At 55.2% G+C, this 17,461-nt stretch carries 16 protein-coding genes; 9 read left to right on the forward strand and 7 right to left on the reverse strand.

Annotated elements, in window-relative coordinates; genetic code table 11:
• Positions 1-4 precede the first annotated feature (4 nt).
• The 4 genes from PW844_RS11280 to PW844_RS11295 form a co-directional block, all read right to left on the reverse strand.
• Positions 5-793, reverse strand: a complete 789-nt coding sequence (locus tag PW844_RS11280; RefSeq protein WP_299451624.1) for an ABC transporter ATP-binding protein — start codon at positions 791-793, stop codon at positions 5-7.
• A 12-nt stretch (positions 794-805) separates the two neighbouring features.
• A complete protein-coding gene (gene ntrB / locus PW844_RS11285; protein WP_299451626.1) occupies positions 806-1,672 on the reverse strand; it encodes a nitrate ABC transporter permease in 867 nt (288 codons plus the stop codon).
• An 11-nt stretch (positions 1,673-1,683) separates the two neighbouring features.
• Positions 1,684-2,934 (reverse strand): CmpA/NrtA family ABC transporter substrate-binding protein, encoded by a 1,251-nt coding sequence (locus PW844_RS11290; RefSeq protein ID WP_299451628.1) that lies wholly within the window; start codon positions 2,932-2,934, stop codon positions 1,684-1,686.
• A 265-nt stretch (positions 2,935-3,199) separates the two neighbouring features.
• A complete protein-coding gene (locus PW844_RS11295) occupies positions 3,200-4,420 on the reverse strand; it encodes a nitrate regulatory protein (RefSeq protein WP_299451630.1) in 1,221 nt (406 codons plus the stop codon).
• A 498-nt stretch (positions 4,421-4,918) separates the two neighbouring features.
• Between PW844_RS11295 and PW844_RS11300 the strand changes: the two genes are divergently transcribed.
• The 8 genes from PW844_RS11300 to PW844_RS11335 all read left to right on the forward strand — a co-directional run bounded on the left by PW844_RS11300 (position 4,919) and on the right by PW844_RS11335 (position 13,915).
• Positions 4,919-5,407 carry an SH3 domain-containing protein gene (locus PW844_RS11300; protein WP_208717176.1) on the forward strand — a complete coding sequence of 163 codons (489 nt, stop codon included), beginning with the start codon at positions 4,919-4,921 and terminating at the stop codon, positions 5,405-5,407.
• An 85-nt stretch (positions 5,408-5,492) separates the two neighbouring features.
• Positions 5,493-6,707, forward strand: coding sequence for a type IVB secretion system protein IcmH/DotU (icmH, locus tag PW844_RS11305; RefSeq protein WP_299451634.1), 1,215 nt, complete (start codon positions 5,493-5,495; stop codon positions 6,705-6,707).
• Complete coding sequence (gene tssM / locus PW844_RS11310; protein WP_299451635.1) at positions 6,707-8,821, forward strand: type VI secretion system membrane subunit TssM; 2,115 nt, start codon at positions 6,707-6,709, stop codon at positions 8,819-8,821. Before icmH ends, tssM begins: the two co-directional genes overlap by 1 nt.
• Positions 8,822-8,834: 13 nt before the next feature.
• Positions 8,835-9,533, forward strand: a complete 699-nt coding sequence (gene tagF / locus PW844_RS11315) for a type VI secretion system-associated protein TagF (protein ID WP_299451637.1) — start codon at positions 8,835-8,837, stop codon at positions 9,531-9,533.
• 36 nt (positions 9,534-9,569) lie between these two features.
• The gene (gene tagH, locus PW844_RS11320) at positions 9,570-10,700 is read left to right on the forward strand and encodes a type VI secretion system-associated FHA domain protein TagH (protein WP_299451639.1); all 1,131 of its coding nucleotides are present in this window, start codon (positions 9,570-9,572) and stop codon (positions 10,698-10,700) included.
• Positions 10,697-11,473 carry a protein phosphatase 2C domain-containing protein gene (locus PW844_RS11325; protein ID WP_299451640.1) on the forward strand — a complete coding sequence of 259 codons (777 nt, stop codon included), beginning with the start codon at positions 10,697-10,699 and terminating at the stop codon, positions 11,471-11,473. The genes tagH and PW844_RS11325 overlap by 4 nt, the downstream gene beginning before the upstream one ends.
• A 13-nt stretch (positions 11,474-11,486) precedes the next feature.
• On the forward strand, positions 11,487-12,437 hold the full coding sequence (locus PW844_RS11330) for a hypothetical protein (RefSeq protein WP_299451642.1): 951 nt from the start codon (positions 11,487-11,489) through the stop codon (positions 12,435-12,437).
• 65 nt (positions 12,438-12,502) lie between these two features.
• Positions 12,503-13,915, forward strand: coding sequence for a serine/threonine-protein kinase (locus tag PW844_RS11335; protein WP_299451644.1), 1,413 nt, complete (start codon positions 12,503-12,505; stop codon positions 13,913-13,915).
• On the opposite strand, the gene PW844_RS11340 is transcribed toward PW844_RS11335, so the two are convergent.
• Entirely contained in the window at positions 13,912-14,589 is a 678-nt protein-coding gene (locus PW844_RS11340; RefSeq protein WP_299451646.1) for a gamma-glutamylcyclotransferase, read from the reverse strand. The two genes, PW844_RS11335 and PW844_RS11340, sit on opposite strands and share 4 nt — an antisense overlap.
• Positions 14,590-14,837: 248 nt before the next feature.
• Positions 14,838-15,068 (reverse strand): putative cation transport regulator ChaB, encoded by a 231-nt coding sequence (chaB, locus tag PW844_RS11345; protein ID WP_299451647.1) that lies wholly within the window; start codon positions 15,066-15,068, stop codon positions 14,838-14,840.
• A 368-nt stretch (positions 15,069-15,436) separates the two neighbouring features.
• On the opposite strand from chaB, the gene chaA reads away from it, so the two are divergent.
• Positions 15,437-16,528 (forward strand): sodium-potassium/proton antiporter ChaA, encoded by a 1,092-nt coding sequence (gene chaA / locus PW844_RS11350; protein ID WP_299451649.1) that lies wholly within the window; start codon positions 15,437-15,439, stop codon positions 16,526-16,528.
• A gap of 55 nt (positions 16,529-16,583) precedes the next feature.
• Here the strand turns inward: chaA and kdsA are convergent, their stop codons facing one another.
• Positions 16,584-17,438, reverse strand: a complete 855-nt coding sequence (gene kdsA / locus PW844_RS11355; protein ID WP_084875498.1) for a 3-deoxy-8-phosphooctulonate synthase — start codon at positions 17,436-17,438, stop codon at positions 16,584-16,586.
• Between the last annotated feature and the right edge of the window lie 23 nt (positions 17,439-17,461).

Here is a 17,461-nt window from a genome sequence, read left to right on the forward strand (position 1 = left end):
CTCCTTACGCGACCGCCGTCTGTTTTTCGTAGAGGAAATGCAGGATTTGCTGGCGCAACTGGTGATAACGCGGCTCATCGGCCAACGCCACACGCGAGCGCGGGCGTGGCAAATCAATCGCCAGAATTTCGCCAACCTGCGCAGCAGGCCCATTGGTCATCATCAGCACCCGGTCAGAAAGCAGCACCGCTTCATCCACATCGTGAGTAATCAGCACGATGGTGGTGTTGAGTTCCTGCTGGATGCGCATCACGCTGTCCTGTAAATGGGCGCGGGTCAGTGCATCCAGCGCACCAAAGGGCTCATCCAGCAGCAGCACTCGCGGCTTCATTGCCAGCGCACGGGCAATGCCCACGCGTTGCTTCATGCCACCGGAAATTTCGCCCGGGCGTTTATGCATGGCATGACTCATCTGCACCCTGCCGAGATTGTGTTCGATCCACTCCGCCATCTCGCTGCGACTCATCTTGCCTTTAAAGACCTGCTGCACAGCCAGCTCAACGTTTTGATACGCCGTCAGCCACGGCAGCAGCGAATGGTTTTGAAACACCACCGCGCGCTCCGGGCCAGGACCGGTGATCTCGCGGTTGTCACACAGCAGCACACCACTGCTCGGCGCGGTCAGCCCGGCAATCAGGTTAAGCAGCGTCGATTTGCCACAGCCGGAATGACCAATAAGACTGAGAGTTTCTCCCGGATGGATGTCAAAGCTGACGTTGTCGAGGGCGAGGAAATCACCCTGAGCCGTGGCAAAACGCTGGCTCACCTGCTGCACACGAATGATCGGATTCATCAGAGAGGCTCCTTATTTATCCCAGCTAAAACGACGCGCCAGCAGCATCAGTATTTGTTCGAGCAACAGCCCGACCACGCCGATGATCACAATGGCAATCAGAATGTTTTCCACATTGAGGTTGTTCCACTCATTCCAGATCCAGAAACCAATCCCCAGGCCTCCGGTCAGCATCTCGGCAGCGACGATCACCAGCCAGGCGATACCGATGGACAGACGTACCCCGGTCAACACTGCGGGCAACACCGCCGGGAACAGGATGCGGCGCATCACCGTCCATTCAGACAGTTGCAGCACCCGCGCCACGTTGAGGTAATCCTGCGGGATGCGTTGCACCCCTTCGGCGGTGTTGATCACCATCGGCCAGATGGAGCAGATAAAAATGGTCCAGCTGGAGGCCGGTTCAGCACGCTGAAACAGCAGCAGGCCGATTGGCAGCCAGGCGAGCGGGCTTACCGGACGCAGCAACGCGATGATCGGATTGAACATGCGGGAGACAAAGGTGAAGCGACCGAGCAGAAAGCCTGCCGGAATGCCCACCAGCGCTGCCAGACCAAAGCCCACCGCCACGCGTTGTAACGATGCCAGCACGTTCCAGCCAATGCCCTGGTCGTTTGGACCGTTGTTATAGAAAGGGTCGGCAAACAGGGTCAGTGCTGCCTGCCAGGTGGCGTACGGTGTGGGAAAGCCTTTGCTGGATAACGCGGCGATTTGCCATACCAGCAGCAACAACAGCATGCCGCAACCTGCCGGAATCAGCCGTTGCAGCAGCCAGGGCTGGCGGATGCTGGGGGCCGTTTGAAGCTTGAGAGTGATCACCTGCGCCGTCGGAACGGCGGCGCTGACCGGAGGTTTCAGGGTGCGCGCTTCAGATTTCATGGCAACTCCTCTTAATGGTGAATAGCGAAACTGGCGGCGTAGGCGGCAGGGTTGCTGCCATCCCACACTTTGCCGTCCATCAGGGTGCTGCTGCGCATGACGCCAGTGGGCAGCGTGACATTGCCCACCGCAGCCGCAGCCTGCTTATAGATGTCGATACGGTTGATTTTCTGTGCCACGCCAGGGTAATCCGGATCGCTTTTCAGCATTCCCCAGCGTTTCAGTTGCGTCAGGAACCACATGCCATCGGAAAGCCACGGGAAGCTGACTTCACCGTCGTGGAAGAAGCGCATCGCATGCGCGTCCTGCCACTGCTGACCGAGACCATTTTCGTAATGACCCAACATGCGGCCTTCCAGGGTTTCGGGTTTGGTGTTGATCCAGGCGCGCCCTGCCAGGGTTTGTGCGGTTTCGCGTCGGTTGTCGTCGGATGCATCAATCCAGCGCGCGGCTTCCAGTACCGCAGCAGTAAGCGCACGGGCGGTGTTGGGGTTTTCCGTGACCCATTGCGAGCGGGTGGCGAGGATTTTTTCCGGGTGATCCGGCCAGATTTGCTGTGTGGTTGCGGCGGTGAAACCAATGTTGTCGCTGATGGCACGCTGGTTCCAGGGTTCGCCAACACAAAAACCGCTCATATTGCCGATCTTCATGTTCATCACCATTTGCGGCGGTGGCACCACCACGGTACGCACATCCTCAATGGGATCGATCCCGGCATTTGCCAGCCAGTAATACAGCCACATGGCGTGGGTACTGGTGGGAAAGGTGTGAGCAAAGGTATAAGTGCCTTTGGCGCTGCCCGCGATCAGGGTTTTCAGGCTGGCGGCATCGGTCACCTTCTGACCTTTCAGCTGGTTGGCTAAGGTGATGGCCTGGCCATTGTTGTTCAGCGTCATCAGGTTGGCCATATCGTGCTGCGGACCGGCCACACCCAATTGCAGACCATAGATCATGCCGTACAACGCATGGGCCGCATCCAGCTCACCGGACGTCAGTTTGTCGCGCACTGCCGCCCAGCTGGCTTCTTTGCTGGGTTGCAGGCTGAGGCCATATTTTTTGTCGAATCCTTTCACGGCCGCCATCACCACCGGTGCGCAGTCCGTCAACGGGATAAACCCCACCCGCACTGTACTTTTCTCCGGCGCATCACTGCCTGCTGCCCAGACGGCGTTGCGTAAGCCAGGCAGCAGATAGCTACTGCCTACCACCGCACTGCCCAGCAAAAACTGACGACGGGAAATCGAAAACCGCGTTTTGCTCATCCGCTTTACCCTGAAAAAAAGGAATAAAAAAAGGCGTCCTCCCACATGCAATTGCACGGGGCCGGACGCCTTTATCCAAAGCACTCGTTCTGCCGCCATTGGCAAAACAAATGCGTAATGTCATTCAGGATATTGCAAAGGCTGTGCCAGGAAGGTGAAGGGCGACATTTCAGGCAGTTAAGCGGCTAAGCCTTTATTTCGTTCAGCGGTGCGCACTGCGTTGACGCAAAATACGCACATTGTTTGTGCAGCTAACTCTAATGGGTTATGTCTTTAACGTGGCGGCGACCGCGAGGATCGCCTGAGCGATTTCAAGGATGCGTTTGTTCTGGTTCATGGCGCTTTTACGCAGCGTCTGCCACGCGTCCTGCTCACTGTAGCCATGTTGTTGCATCAACCAGCCCTTGGCCTGATCGATGATTTTGCGCTCATCCAGCGAGGCACGCATGCTGGCCAGTTCATCGGCCTGGGTTTGTAAACGCTGCGCCTGTTCGCGGATCAGCGACAGCACCGAACGGCCCAGTTGAGGGGCCAGACCATTGCTATCCAGCGTGATATCCTGCCCCGCCAGCCAGTTAGCCCCTGCGACATATAAGGTGAAACCGGCCTCATCCGCCAGCACAGGCGCGTGGGTATCATGCTGCTCACTGGCGGCGATGGCGCGTTGACAGCAGCTCATTAACATGGCACTCAGGCCATCTTCTACCTGTTTCATTTTATCGAGACGCGCGGTGAGCAACCGGAACCATTGCAGTACGCCGTTCTCGCCACAATGCGCACCGGTACAGGCGATACGCCGCAGACGTTCAATATCCCCTCCCGCATCAGCCATAGCGCGCCAGCGTTGCAGATTATAGGCATCGGCGAACTGGCTGAAGGTGGCGAAACTTTGCTCCTGGGCTTCAATCAATGCCTGCAACCGTTGCCGCTGCTGCTCACTAAAATGTCCGGCGGCAAAACCCGCAGAGCCGGTGGCGCGTTCCTGCCCGGCCAGTTCTTTCCCCTGCATAAAGCTGAACAGCGCGATCAGCGCGCGTGAAATATCCGGCTCGCTGGCGGTATCCGCCGCTTCAAACACCAGATTGAGTAAGGTGCGGATAATGTGGTTGAACGCTTCCATCGCCTGTGCATGCGCCAGCTGCTGGCTTTGTACCTGCAACCGCAGTGCGGGTAATCCTTCCAGCGCCTGTAAACCCGCCGCGATTAACAGGCAGAAGCGACTGTAGCCTGGTTGCGCATCTGCCGGTGGCAGCACGGCGAGCATGTGCTGTTGACCACGCTGGACATCCAACGCGCGCGCTTCCAGCTCATCACCAAATAAACGTCCGTCTGAACACAACCAGATGTTGCTGACGCCTCTTTCGCGTTGCAACAGATGAATTAACTCACTGATTGCAGTGATTAATTCACCAGTACGCAGCAGCCGTTGCAGGCTGGCAATTTCGCTCGCGCGGCTGGCCTGCAAATAATCCACAGCCTGAGTCATCGCATTCTCCTGGCAAATAACCTTTTCGACTAAAAGACTTAGCAAAAGCCATGCCGGAACTGATATTGCAACGGGCCGAATCAGGGGCGGATATTCTGAAAGTAAGAAAATTGTTTACTGCCGCAATCTTTTTTTACAATAGAAAATAGATTAATCTTATTTACCGTTTATTTTTGGTCCTGACGGGTATCAAAAGCGGTTACGCTGGCCTGAGCGCCGAATAGCATCAAATAAGTTAAATTGGCTTAACTATCCCCACGCGCACAGTTTTTTTATCACCCAACGATCGTCCCGTTTTCCCCGTTAACACGGGATTTCATACGGTGCAATGGTTTGAATTCTCAAAAGTCTTAGGTAGACTGACGGGAGCACTATCTTTCTGTAATCTGTCTGTTTTTTTGATGGCTTTCTCACTGCATAATCCGGCCTCCTGCGCCCGTTAACAGGCACCCGGGACTCCCCATTATGTAGTTAATCTGATGAAATTTGAGGATCATGGTGAATAAGAGTCTTGTGCTAACACTGCTGGCGGTGCTCACTCTGGCGAGTTGTAAAGCGCCGCCGCCGCCAGTCACAGATGACACCCTGGTAACCAGTGAAGTGAATGGGGTTAAACTGGTTCATCGTCATGCGGTGGCAGCACCTGGCGAATTCACGCCGGTCAATGAGAGCTTTCGTGCCTTATATGGCGCATCCATCATGACCACACCCGACTATAGCGGCAAAGTGGTGCGTTACCTGGAAACCGGTAAAACCTTTGAAGTTTTAGGCCGGGTTGAGCATAGCTGGCTGGCGATTGCGGATGAAGCGCAGGGTCAGCTGATTGGCTACGTGCCGCCGAAAGCGGGTGTCGAAAGCAGCCGTTACGATGCCACCGTGCGCAGTGACCGTCCCCGCCCCCGCCGCAGCAAACAGGTCTGTGTAGACGTGGGGGGTGCCAGCAAGGCATGCCGCACCAACGATACCGCGACCTGGATCTTAGACTGATCATGGAATCCGGCGCATATTGCCCGCAGAAGGCTGACTCTCTGCGGGCAGAGAGTTTCACTATTGCCTGGAAGAACACGATTTAATGACTCAGGACGCTCCTGCACGTGATGCGAACGTCACGGGCAATGATAACCTTTTATTGACTGCCGCAGCCCCAATCCTCAATGCCGTCGTTCAGATTCGGCAGGCCGCGACGCATGACGATCCTGCCGGGCTACGTCAGTTACTCATCGATGAAGTTCGCCAGTTCGAAAACCGCTGTAAACAAGCCGGTTTACCGTTTGAGATGATCATTGGTGCCCGCTATTGCCTGTGTAGCCTGCTGGATGAAGCCGCCGCGCAAACGCCGTGGGGCACCCGTGGTGTCTGGTCCGGTAATGGCATGCTGGTCACTTTCCATAATGAAAGCTGGGGCGGCGACAAGGTCTTTCAACTGCTGTCACGCATTTCACAAAGCCCGGAACAACATCTGTGGCTGCTGGAAGTGATCCACTATTGTCTGCTGCTGGGGTACGAAGGCCGCTATCGCGGCAGTGAAAACGGCCCTGCGCAGTGCGAAATCATCCGTAAGCGCCTGGCGCATTTGATTGCCGAAACCCGTCCGGATAACGCTGCCGCGATGGCTCGCCTGGTGGAGGTCCATCCGCTGGTGAGCAGCTTATCCCGTCCGATGGTGCCACTGTGGGCCTGCGTCACACTGGCGGCCCTGGTGGCCTGCCTGATCTACAGTGGCCTGAACTGGCGTCTGGGCAACGCCGCGGAACCCCTGCTGCGCGCCATCTATCAAACACCGTTACCGCAAATTACGCCAGGACGCCGCCCGACATCCCCCCAGGCACTGCTTGACCTGCATCAGCGCCTTAACGATGTGATCGCCGCCGGGCAACTGGAAGTCAGCGATGGTGCATTTGGTAGCAAGGTGATCATCCCCGCCGATAAACTGTTTGCCGCCGACGGTACGGTCGTCAATCAGGTGGGACGCGCCCTGCTGGCACATGTCGCCAGTGCGATGAAATCCGTGAAAGGTACGGTGCTGGTTTCCGTGTATACCGATGACAGTGCCGTGGATGGACGCTTTGCCTCCAGCTATGAATTCTCCTTTGCCCGCGCTCGCGCCGTCGCGCAGTTGCTCAATCCGCAGTTGGCTGAGGGGCACAATGTAAAAGCTGAAGGACGTGGCGACAGCAATCCCCTGCTGCCCAACGACAGCAATGAAAACCGCGCCCGCAACCGCCGGGTGGAAATCACCCTATTCGCGGCACCGGAAACCCTCAGCAATCATCAGGGAGGCCAGTGATGCGCGCATCACTTCAGCATTTATTAACCCACCGCCTGCTGTGGAGCTTTATTGGTGTCAGCGCGCTGAGTTGCGTGCTGTGGATACTCGGTCCGCTATGGAGCTGGGGCGATACCCGCCCGCTCGAACCGGTGTGGCCACGCCAGTTGGTGGTGGGCTTCCTCTATTTTTGCTGGGTTCTGTTCCAGTTTATCCCGGCAATCTGGCGGGGGTGGTTTAACAGTAAACTCCTCACCCGGTTGCAACAGGACAGCAGTGAAGAGTTAACCGATCGCCTGGCAACCGAAACGCTCCTGACACAACGTTTCAGTGAAGCCGCACAGCGCCTGAAGCGTACCCAGTTTGGCCGACGTCCACAGCAAAGCTGGCTGGCACGTTTTCAGAGCCACTATCTCTATCAGTTACCCTGGTATGTGATCATTGGTGCTCCCGGTGCCGGTAAAACCACCGCCCTGCTTAATGCCGGGCTGGATTTTCCCCTTACCGATAGCCTTGGCAACGCGGCAATCCGTGGTGTTGGCGGAACACGCCATTGCGACTGGTGGTTTACCGACAGCGCGGTACTGATCGACACCGCCGGTCGCTATGCATTGCAGGAGAGTCAGCGTGCACGCGATGCCAGCGAATGGCAAAACTTTATCCATTTGCTGAAACGCTATCGCACCCGTCAGCCGATTAACGGCGTCATCATTACTATTAGCGTGGCCGATCTGCTGACCGATTCAGCCGAAGCGCGCCATGCTCAGGCCACCGCCCTGCGCCAGCGGATGGTCGAGCTGCATCAGCAAACCGGCATTCATTTCCCGGTTTATGTGATGGTGACGAAAACCGATTTGCTGAAAGGATTTCTCAGCTTTTACGGTGCACTGACTAAGCAACAGCGCGATGCCATCTGGGGTTTTACCTTTCCGTGGGATCCGGGTAAACCGCACAAGGACAGCTGGCATCGCAGCTTCAATCAGCATTTCCATCTGCTGGAACAGCGCCTGCAACAACAGCTGGCGGGGGTGATGGCGCAGGATCGCGACCTGACGCAACGTGCCGACAGTTTCCTTTTCCCGCAGGAATTCAGCTCCCTGCGACCGCTGCTGAGTGAATATCTCGATGTGGTGTTTTCCGGCCATCAGGATGCGGTCGCCTGGTCCGCGCGCGGGTTGTTTTTTACCAGCGGCACCCAGGAAGGCTTGCCCTTTGACCGCATCATGGGTGAGTTGAACCGCAAATTACAGCTGCCGCTGGCTGGGCAGAACACCATTGCTGCCTGGGATAGTGTCAATCGCAGCAGCCCGATTCCCGGTACCAAAGGTCAAAGCTTTTTTATCCGTAATCTCCTGAGTGACCTGGTGTTTCGTGAGAGCGGGCTGGCCGGGAGTAACCGCCATTGGGAGTACCGCAACCGGTTATTTCACTGGATTGGCTACGGTGCCCTCACTGGTGCCCTGCTGCTGCTTTCCTGTCTGTGGCTGGCAAGTTATCTCCAGAATCAGCGCTATCTGGACCAGGTCGCCGCTCGTATCGCGCCCATTACCCGCCAGAGCCAACAGGTGATTCATCAGCCTGCTGATAATATTTTTGATCTGCTACCCTTCTTAAATAACCTGGTCAAATTGCCGCTTTCGGATCGTTTTTCCCTCGACAATCCACCGCTTACTATGCGTGTCGGCTTGTATCGCGGTAATCAGGTGAGTGACGCGGCATGGGTGCTTTATCAAAACGCCTTAAAGTCTTTATTGTTGCCACGCGTGGCACAGCAAATTACCAATCTGCTGCGCGACGATCCCGGTACCGACAATGAATACAGCCGCAACGCCTTGCGGGCCTATCAGATGTTGTATCAGCCTCGCAATTATGACGGTGAGTTTCTGCGCGGCTGGCTGATGCAAAACCTGCAACGTTCCCTGCCCGCCAATGTCAGCGCTCGCGATTTACAACAACTGGACTGGCATCTCAGCCAATTGCTGGATCAGCAGATTCAGTCTTCGCCTTATGCCAGCGACAATGCGTTGATGATGCGTAAGCTTGCGGAAAATCTGAAAAATGCGGGTCAGAATGGCAATACGCTGACGCTCGTGCCTTTAAAGGCTGCACAGCGATTGACCGGACGCAGTGAGTAATGGTGAGGTAACGATGGCGACCTATACCGCCCCAGGCTGGTACGGGAAATTGCCGACAACCGGTGATTTCCTGCGACAGCGTCTCAGTGAAAATACCGTGACATCCTGGAGCCATTGGTTTCAACAGGGATTGCTGCACTGGCACCCGGAGAATGATGCCAGTACCCAGCAGTTTCTCGCCGCTCCGGTGTGGAATTTTGTTTTGCCGATTTCGCCACTGCGCCAGCAGGTGCAAATGGGTTGCCTGCTGCCCTCGTGCGATCGTGTCGGTCGTGCCTGGCCGCTGTTGGCATTGCACCATTTTCCACTCAACCTGTGGCATCCTGCTCAGCTGGCGATTTCCGGTGAGTGGTTCCAGGAGCTGGGCGCGACGCTGTGGCATGCAGTGCGTGAAGCACAGACAGCGGAGCAGCTGGAACAGTCAATACAGCAGGTGTCACCTTTACTGGTACCGGAAAAACGTCGCTCTGACATCATGGATGTCATCGGTTTTGACGATCTGCCCAGCACGCTGAGCTGGCGTGAGGTGGCAGACCAGTTTGATCCCCAGCAGCATATCAGCTACTGGTGGAGTAATCGCAGTGACGGTTTTGCTCACGCCACGCATAAACACAGTGGCCCGCTCACCGCGCAGCTTTTTTCGTTATTGTTTAACCCGGCGTCTGGTGCGCAGCCGGGACGTAACGGTCTTTATCCGCCGATGTTCGAATAAGACCGCGACGTTTGCCCTCTGAAAACGGGAAGACTCATGGAATTTACCATTGTGCAATGCAATACGGATGTGCCGGCAAAAACGGTGGCGTTTAAGCCTCCCGGTGGCACCATCGGCCGTAGCCAGGATAATGACCTGGTGCTGCCGGATGAATCGCGGGCCATTTCGCGCCTGCAGGCACTGGTACATCTGTCGCCAGAAGGCGAATGCCGTCTGACCAATCAGGGAAGCGTCACCTCGGTGGTGTTGAATGGTGCAGCATTACCCCGTGGCGCGCAGGCGGTCCTGCAGCATGGCGATACACTAAAGATTGGCGATTATGGCCTGGAGGTCCGCGATCCGGTGCGTACAAGTACGCAAAAAGATGATCCGCTGGCGTTGTTTGCTGCCAGCGAAAGCGATCCTCTCGGCATGCTGGATGGCCTGCATATCCCCGCTGAGAATGTTATCTCTGAACCCTTAGTGACACGCTCTGAACGTCATAATGATGCCCGGCTCGGCATCGATCCACAGAGCGATTCCCCCGCCCTGCCCGCCATCATGCCCGGCAGCGATCAGGATAAACTGATTGCTGCTTTGCTGGAGGGGATGGGGCTGAATAATGGCCATCAGACGCCGATGAATGAAGATCAAATGCGGGTCACTGGCCGCATGTTGAGCCTGTTCTCACAGGGAACGGTGGCGCTGCTTTCCTCGCGCTCGATTCTCAAGCGCGGCGTAAAAGCTGATATGACGATGATCCTCAATGAGGCCAATAACCCGTTCAAGATCCTACCCTCCGGCAAAACTGTGTTGATGCAGATGTACCAGAGCCAGATGCCGGGCTTTATGCCGCCGGAAACGGCGGTACGCGATGCGCTGGTGGATTTACAGGCGCATCAACTCGGAATGATCGCCGGGATTCGCGCGATTATTGCGGCGATGCTGCAATCGTTCAATCCGCAACGGCTGGAAGAACAGGCACGACGCGATGGTGCCATGCCGAAAATACCGTTTTCCAATACCCGCAAAGCCGCGCTGTGGGACCATTTTTCCCGTCATTATCAGCGCACCGCCGGTGAGATTGAGGATGACTTCCACACCCTGTTCGGCGAAGCCTTTCTTCATGCCTACGACATGGAAGTCAATCAATACAAGGACTCACAAACGCGGACCGAAGACGCATGAAGATGATGTTTGCCAGTCGCTGCCAGCAGGGTATGCGCGATGAAAATCAGGATCGCACCGGCGCGAAACTTGACGAGCATAAAGCCTGTTTTCTGGTCTGTGATGGCGTCGCAGGCATACCCGGCGGTGACATGGCGGCACAGCTGGTACGTGACACGCTGCTGGGTGCATTGCAGGACAATGATGACTTCACACCGGAAGTCACCTGTGAAGCGGTGAAACTTTGCCAGCGCGTGTTGCTGGACGCGCAGGGAAAGAATCCGAATTTTTCCCGCATGAGTACCACGCTCGCTGCCCTGTTTATTGACCGGGAAAAACAATGCGCGTGGTGGGCACACGCGGGTGACAGCCGGGTTTATCACTTCCGTCACGGTGCGCTGCACCAGGTCACTCGCGACCACAGTCTTGCCCAGCAGTTACGCGAAGCTGGCTATGAAAATACCGGCATTAACAGTAATTTACTCTATAATGCGCTGGGCGTTGAACCGGCGAAACCCGCCACATTTAGCGATGTGATTGCGCTGGAGGATGGCGACGCATTTCTTGTCTGCACCGACGGATTTTGGCTCAACCTGACCACCGAAGAAATGGAACAGGCACTGCGCATGGTGAATGCCTGCGAAGAGTGGCTGGCATTGATGGAACAAGCCGTTAACCGCAGCGTAAAAAGCGACAATCTGAGTGCTCTGGCGATTTGGATTGGCGAGCCACAGGAAGCAACGCTGCTTTATTCCCAGGCTGATGCGGCACGTTTTCTGCCGTCACGTTATTGATGCAAGGATTCATATGAAATTGTGGTTGCCGGGCTTAGCGACCTTGCTGCTCACCCTGACAGCACAGGCCGAAGATTATCGGGTGGTGTACTCGCCAAGCCTCTCACTGGAAGTGTATATCGATGACGTGGCCAGTAATGCGCCGAACGACTGGTGTAAAGAGACGCTGCCGCTGCGCATTGTCTCGGGTAAAAGCACCGACTCCAGCGTACTCACCAGCTTCCTGCCGCGCGTAGGGACATTACTGGCGAATCAGTGTGGCACCCTTGATGTCATTCCCTGGCAAATGACTGATAAAGAAGGCAGCGTACTGGCGAACGGCAGTGCCACCAAATTGCAGAACTGGCGGCCGATTGTATTGAATGACGCCACGGCCAGTGCCAGCAACGATAATGCCGCACCGCTTGATTTATCGCGCCCTGCGGACAGCACGCCATTGCAGCAATTTGCGCTGCCCGGTGGCTGCCATTTCCGGACTTCATGGGATGAGAAAGGGGAATCGTTATTTGTCCCGGAGAGTACCCAGCAGCACTGCTCCAGTGAAGGCTGGCTCGAAGGTGTAAGCGAACTGACGCTGATGAGTGCCGGTCAGACCCGCAGGCAGTCAGTGAATTTTTATCAGGGTTATCCCATCGCCGATCTCAATCTGAACGCGACAGCGTTGCAGGTGGTGGCTGTGAATAATCAACGCATGATTGTGACGCGTCCTGATGCCGACGGTAGCTGGCTGGTGTTGCCGTTTGATGCGCAACAACACCTGTGGCGCTTTACCGGGACTTTGCTGATCAAAATGGATAAGAACGCTGGACAAGATAGTGATGCCGTTAAAAAGCGGGTTGATACCTTACGTGGCGTCTGGACGCCACAGTTTATGCCACAGCAAAAAGTGACTGTGTTACTGATTGACACCCTGCATGCGGATCTCGCCGATCCCGCGATTGGTGCCTGGCGTAACATTAATTAATTAGCGGTCGTTGCCCATGTCATCGCGATGGCCGGGCGCTACAGGACGTGTTCAGAGAGTTCACTATGTCGGCAAACGATAATCAGAAAGTACCCAACGCCCTGCCTGCGGGTTACCGGTTCAATGAGTTTGAAATCAAGGATGTGATTGGCGGCGGTGGTTTCGGCATTGTTTACCGTGCCTGGGATCATCAGCTGGAGCGCACTATCGCCATCAAAGAATATATGCCGGTTTCACTGGCCATTCGTGCTGCTGATCTGTCGCTGGAGCTGCGCGGCGAGCGCTTTCAGAAGCTGTTCAACGCCGGTCGCAACAGCTTTATTCAGGAAGCCCGTCTGCTGGCGCGTTTTAATCATCCCGGCCTGCTGCATGTATTGCGTTTCTGGGAAGAGAACGGCACTGCCTATATGGGGACGCTCTACTACAGCGGCATGACGCTGAAAGAGTGGCAGCTGACCAGCCCGGAAAGCGTCAACGAAGCCTGGATACGTCGCCTGCTGCCGCCGTTGTTTGGCGCCATCAATACCATTCATCAGGCCGGTTACCTGCATCGTGATATCTCACTGGATAATATCCAGATTCAGGAGAACCAGCTGCCAGTGCTGCTGGATTTCGGCTCCGCGCGTAAAGAGATTGGCAACCTGTCCGATGAAACCGAGATTATGCTGAAACCCGGTTTTGCGCCCATTGAACAATACAGCGAAGAAGGTGAAGGCGAACAGGGCCCCTGGACCGACATTTACGCGCTGGGCGCGGTACTGCATAATCTGATTACCGGCTATGCGCCACCGGTTTCCGTGGTGCGCTGCATTGAAGACAACTATCAGTCGCTGGTAGAACGCAAACCTGCAGGCTATTCGCTGCCCCTGCTGCATGCCATCGACTGCGCGCTGGCGATGAAACCCACTGACCGGCCACAAACCATTGATGCTTTCGCCAGCCTGATAGACTTACCGGTAAGCGATGTCGAAGCGCTGGTAGCCCGGTATACCAGCGTCAGCGAAACGCCAGCGGAACCTGAACCAGCGATCATCATTCCTGAACCCCAAATCATGGGAGTTAACCATGCGGCGGCGGCCATTGAACCGCTCACCCCACGCAACGTCCGTCGTTTATCACCCGGACTACTGGCGGTGGCTGCCGTTGCACTGCTGGCGGTGATTGTTGCTGTCTGGAAAGTGAATCATCGTGAAGTGGCGGTGCCGTTAGTGAACTCAGGCACACCTGCACCCGCCGAAGCCAGCAAAACCGTCAGCAATGCACCCGTGCTGGCAACCCTTTATCTGCGTTTGCAGAGCGGCGAGAATATCGTGCTGAATGGGAAAGCGCAGAACGTGAAGCCTGCCAGCAACGGGTTTGCCTCGCTGAGCCTGGCGGCAGGCCAGTATCATATTGAAGTGCACAGTGGCAGTCAGGTTCACAGCCAGACGCTGACCATTGATAAACCTGGCACCTGGCTGATTAACCCCGGCAATTAAGAGGATAAGCGCGCTGTACGCTGTTGCAGCGCTCTGACCTGGCTGGCAAGCACCGTTAGCCCTTCTTCCTGCATACCGCGCTTTGCCAGTTCCTGCTCCAGCGCAAAGAGATACTGCGCGTTGGTGCCCAGCGGGCCGCTGGCCTGGGCAATTAACGGGGCGATAGTTCCAGGGCAGGAATCGGCTTCGAACAGCGGATGGCGCGGATCCATAATAAACACCAGCGCAGATACGCTGCGACCATCGTCCAGCTTCAGCTCACACCAGGTGGGCAGATAGCAGCCAGTGATCATTTCACGCTTCCACAGCAATTCCAGCTCTTCATGCAGACGCGCTTCTGGCAGACGAAACGCCAGCCCACTGGTGCTACCGCCCTCTTTCAGCGCCAGCATGCGGCCAGGGTGCGATGCGGTACCGCGTCCGGCCGTGAGGCGCAGACAGAAAGCACGATGCCAGCCATCAAGATGACCAGACGCCACTTCTTCCGACTCAAAAACCGGGTTCCACATTAGCGAGCCGTAACCGAAAATCCACACCGGACTTTGGTCAGGCCGACAGGCAAGCGTGGCAGCGAGAGAAGCGGCACGTTGCTCACAGCTCCACAGCAGCGTGTCATCAATATCGCCGAATGATGTTTTACAATCCGCTTTTAATAAGAATTCCCGGGTTAGCAATGCGACCTCCTCAACTCCCCTGACATCCTGTCGATTTGGCTCCGCTGAAACTGATTTCATGACCTTTGGCTAGCACAGAGCTGCCAGATAAGAAGACATTAATGCATTTGTCACAATTTTTTCAAGGTTGATGCCGATCACAAAGGGTAAATTGCCCGTAAATAGCATCGGCTGCCTGGCATGATACTTGAGGTGAGAAAGTCAGATGGGTTGAGAAGTGTGAAGCGGGCCGCAAAGACCCGCGCAAATTAATGTTTACGATGCCACTTATTATCGTCGCCCTTTTGGTAATCTTTTTTCACTGCCGCCCAGGCCACTTTATGTGCCACCTTTTCCCGTGAATCATCGCCGCGCCAATCGTCTTCATCCTGATACTGATCCCAGGCGCTGTTAAACGCTTTCTGGTAGATGGTTTGCGCGTGCGCTGGCAGTACATGGCGTATGCTGTCAGGCAGTTGACGTGTTGATGAATAAGGCATAGTTCCTCCCCTGCGAACACACCTTATAAGTCTGGAACAGATAAAGAAAAACGCAAACCACCATTTTTACCTTACAAACAGAATAATTCAGTTATAACATAAATTTCTATTCATAAACTCAAAATTAAATCGCAAAAATCACCATGAAAACCTTCACCATTCAAACATTAACACCATGAAAATATGAAGATGAATTGAGATAACTTTGTTTTTTACCCGAATTGGTCTTGATTTCACTAAAAGTAAAAACGCGTAAAGATGCAACAACGGAGAAGCTGAAAAGTTACACTGCGCATCGCGGTAAAACCACGTATATTTATCAGGCACTGACTGCCTGATTTTGTTCTTTTTTCCGGAGAGGATGGTGAATGGCTGCACAAGAGAAAACCCGACATTCTGAGTATTCCCTGATTTTCCCGATTGTCGCCCTGGCAGTATTGAGCTTTTTTGGCGGGCAAACCAGCCTTCTGGCTGTAGTCGGCATTAACCTGCTGGCGCTGGTTGCTATTCTGAGCAGCGCATTCAGCGTGGTTCGTCATGCTGACGTTCTGGCCCACCGGCTGGGTGAACCTTATGGCTCACTGATCCTCAGCTTGTCAGTGGTGATTCTGGAGGTCAGCCTGATCTCCGCGCTGATGGCAACCGGCGATGCCGCGCCCGCACTGATGCGCGATACGCTTTACTCCATCATTATGATTGTTACCGCAGGCCTGGTCGGCTTTGCGCTGCTGCTCGGCGGACGTAAATTCGCTACCCAGTACGTCAATCTGGTCGGCGTTAAGCAGTATCTGATCGCCATTTTCCCGCTGGCGATTCTGGTGCTGGTTTTCCCCAATGCGTTACCCGGTGGCAATTTCACTACCGCCCAGGCGTTGCTGATTGCGGCGATTTCCGCGGCGATGTATGGCGTGTTTCTGCTGATTCAGACCAAAACGCACCAGAATTTGTTTGTTTATGAGCACGAAGATGAGAGCGATGATGGCGACCCGCATCATGGCAAACCATCGGCGCACAGTTCTGTCTGGCATACCGCATGGCTGATTGTGCATCTGATTGCGGTGATCAGCGTGACCAAAATGAACGCCAATACGCTGGAATATCTGCTGACAGAATTAAATGCACCCGAGCAGTTTACCGGCTTCCTGGTGGCATTACTGATTCTGTCACCGGAAGGACTCGGGGCGATCAAAGCGGTGCTGATGAACCAGGTACAGCGCGCAATGAACCTGTTTTTCGGTTCCGTGCTGGCGACAATTTCCCTGACGGTACCTGCGGTGACCATCATCGCTACGCTGACGGGCCAGCAGCTGGTGTTCGGTCTGGAGCCGCCGCATATGGTGGTAATGAGCGCCGTACTGATCCTGTGCCATATTTCGTTTTCCACCGGGCGTACCAATGTGCTCAACGGCGCGGCCCATCTGGCCTTGTTTGTCGGCTATCTGATGACGATTATGTTGTAACCGAACGCGCAATAAAAAAGGCGTCTTACGACGCCTTTTTTCATCAACCGGCAAATTAATTGCTGGTATCCAGTTCCGGGAAGCTTTTCACCAGATCATCAATGGCTTTCATCTGCACCAGGAACGGCTCCAGCTTGTCGAGCGGCAGCGCTGACGGACCATCACATTTGGCGCTGTTCGGCTCCGGATGCGCTTCGATAAACAGGCCGGCAATACCCACTGCCATACCCGCACGCGCCAGTTCACCCACCTGTGCACGACGTCCACCGGATGCTGCACCGAAGGGGTCACGGGTTTGCAGCGCATGGGTAACGTCGAAAATCACCGGGCTATTGTTGGTGACTTTCTTCATGACGTTGAAACCGAGCATATCCACTACGAGGTTGTCATAGCCGAAATTGCTGCCACGGTCACACAGAATGACTTTGTCATTGCCGCCTTCGGCGAATTTATCCACGATGTTGCCCATCTGACCCGGGCTGACAAACTGCGGTTTCTTCACGTTGATCACCGCGCCGGTTTTCGCCATCGCTTCAACCAGGTCAGTCTGACGCGCCAGGAACGCAGGCAACTGAATCACGTCCACCACATCAGCAACGGGCTGTGCCTGCGCCGCTTCATGGACATCAGTAATGATTTTCACGCCAAACGCCTGTTTCAGCTCCTGAAAAATCTTCATGCCCTCTTCCAGACCCGGACCGCGATAGGAATGGATTGAAGAACGGTTCGCTTTATCAAAAGAGGCTTTGAACACGTAAGGGATGCCGAGTTTATCGGTTACTTTCACGTAGTGTTCGCAGATACGCATGGCGAGGTCGCGCGACTCCAGCACGTTCATGCCGCCAAAGAGAACAAATGGCAGATCGTTTGCGACCTTGATATCACCAATACTGACTACTTTCTGTGTCATGCCCTTTCCTTATTCAGAGGTAC

Origin of the sequence: Pantoea sp. (genome assembly GCF_028283705.1) — a bacterium.
GTDB lineage: Bacteria > Pseudomonadota > Gammaproteobacteria > Enterobacterales > Enterobacteriaceae > Pantoea.

Coding starts and splice junctions, on each gene's coding strand:
- PW844_RS11335 (WP_299451644.1), top strand. CDS start 12,503: ATGTCGGCAAACGATAATCAGAAAGTACCCAACGCCCTGCCTGCGGGT.
- chaB (WP_299451647.1), bottom strand. CDS start 15,068: ATGCCTTATTCATCAACACGTCAACTGCCTGACAGCATACGCCATGTA.
- icmH (WP_299451634.1), top strand. CDS start 5,493: ATGACTCAGGACGCTCCTGCACGTGATGCGAACGTCACGGGCAATGAT.
- PW844_RS11295 (WP_299451630.1), bottom strand. CDS start 4,420: ATGACTCAGGCTGTGGATTATTTGCAGGCCAGCCGCGCGAGCGAAATT.
- ntrB (WP_299451626.1), bottom strand. CDS start 1,672: ATGAAATCTGAAGCGCGCACCCTGAAACCTCCGGTCAGCGCCGCCGTT.
- tssM (WP_299451635.1), top strand. CDS start 6,707: ATGCGCGCATCACTTCAGCATTTATTAACCCACCGCCTGCTGTGGAGC.
- chaA (WP_299451649.1), top strand. CDS start 15,437: ATGGCTGCACAAGAGAAAACCCGACATTCTGAGTATTCCCTGATTTTC.
- PW844_RS11280 (WP_299451624.1), bottom strand. CDS start 793: ATGAATCCGATCATTCGTGTGCAGCAGGTGAGCCAGCGTTTTGCCACG.
- PW844_RS11325 (WP_299451640.1), top strand. CDS start 10,697: ATGAAGATGATGTTTGCCAGTCGCTGCCAGCAGGGTATGCGCGATGAA.
- tagH (WP_299451639.1), top strand. CDS start 9,570: ATGGAATTTACCATTGTGCAATGCAATACGGATGTGCCGGCAAAAACG.
- tagF (WP_299451637.1), top strand. CDS start 8,835: ATGGCGACCTATACCGCCCCAGGCTGGTACGGGAAATTGCCGACAACC.
- PW844_RS11290 (WP_299451628.1), bottom strand. CDS start 2,934: ATGAGCAAAACGCGGTTTTCGATTTCCCGTCGTCAGTTTTTGCTGGGC.
- PW844_RS11330 (WP_299451642.1), top strand. CDS start 11,487: ATGAAATTGTGGTTGCCGGGCTTAGCGACCTTGCTGCTCACCCTGACA.
- kdsA (WP_084875498.1), bottom strand. CDS start 17,438: ATGACACAGAAAGTAGTCAGTATTGGTGATATCAAGGTCGCAAACGAT.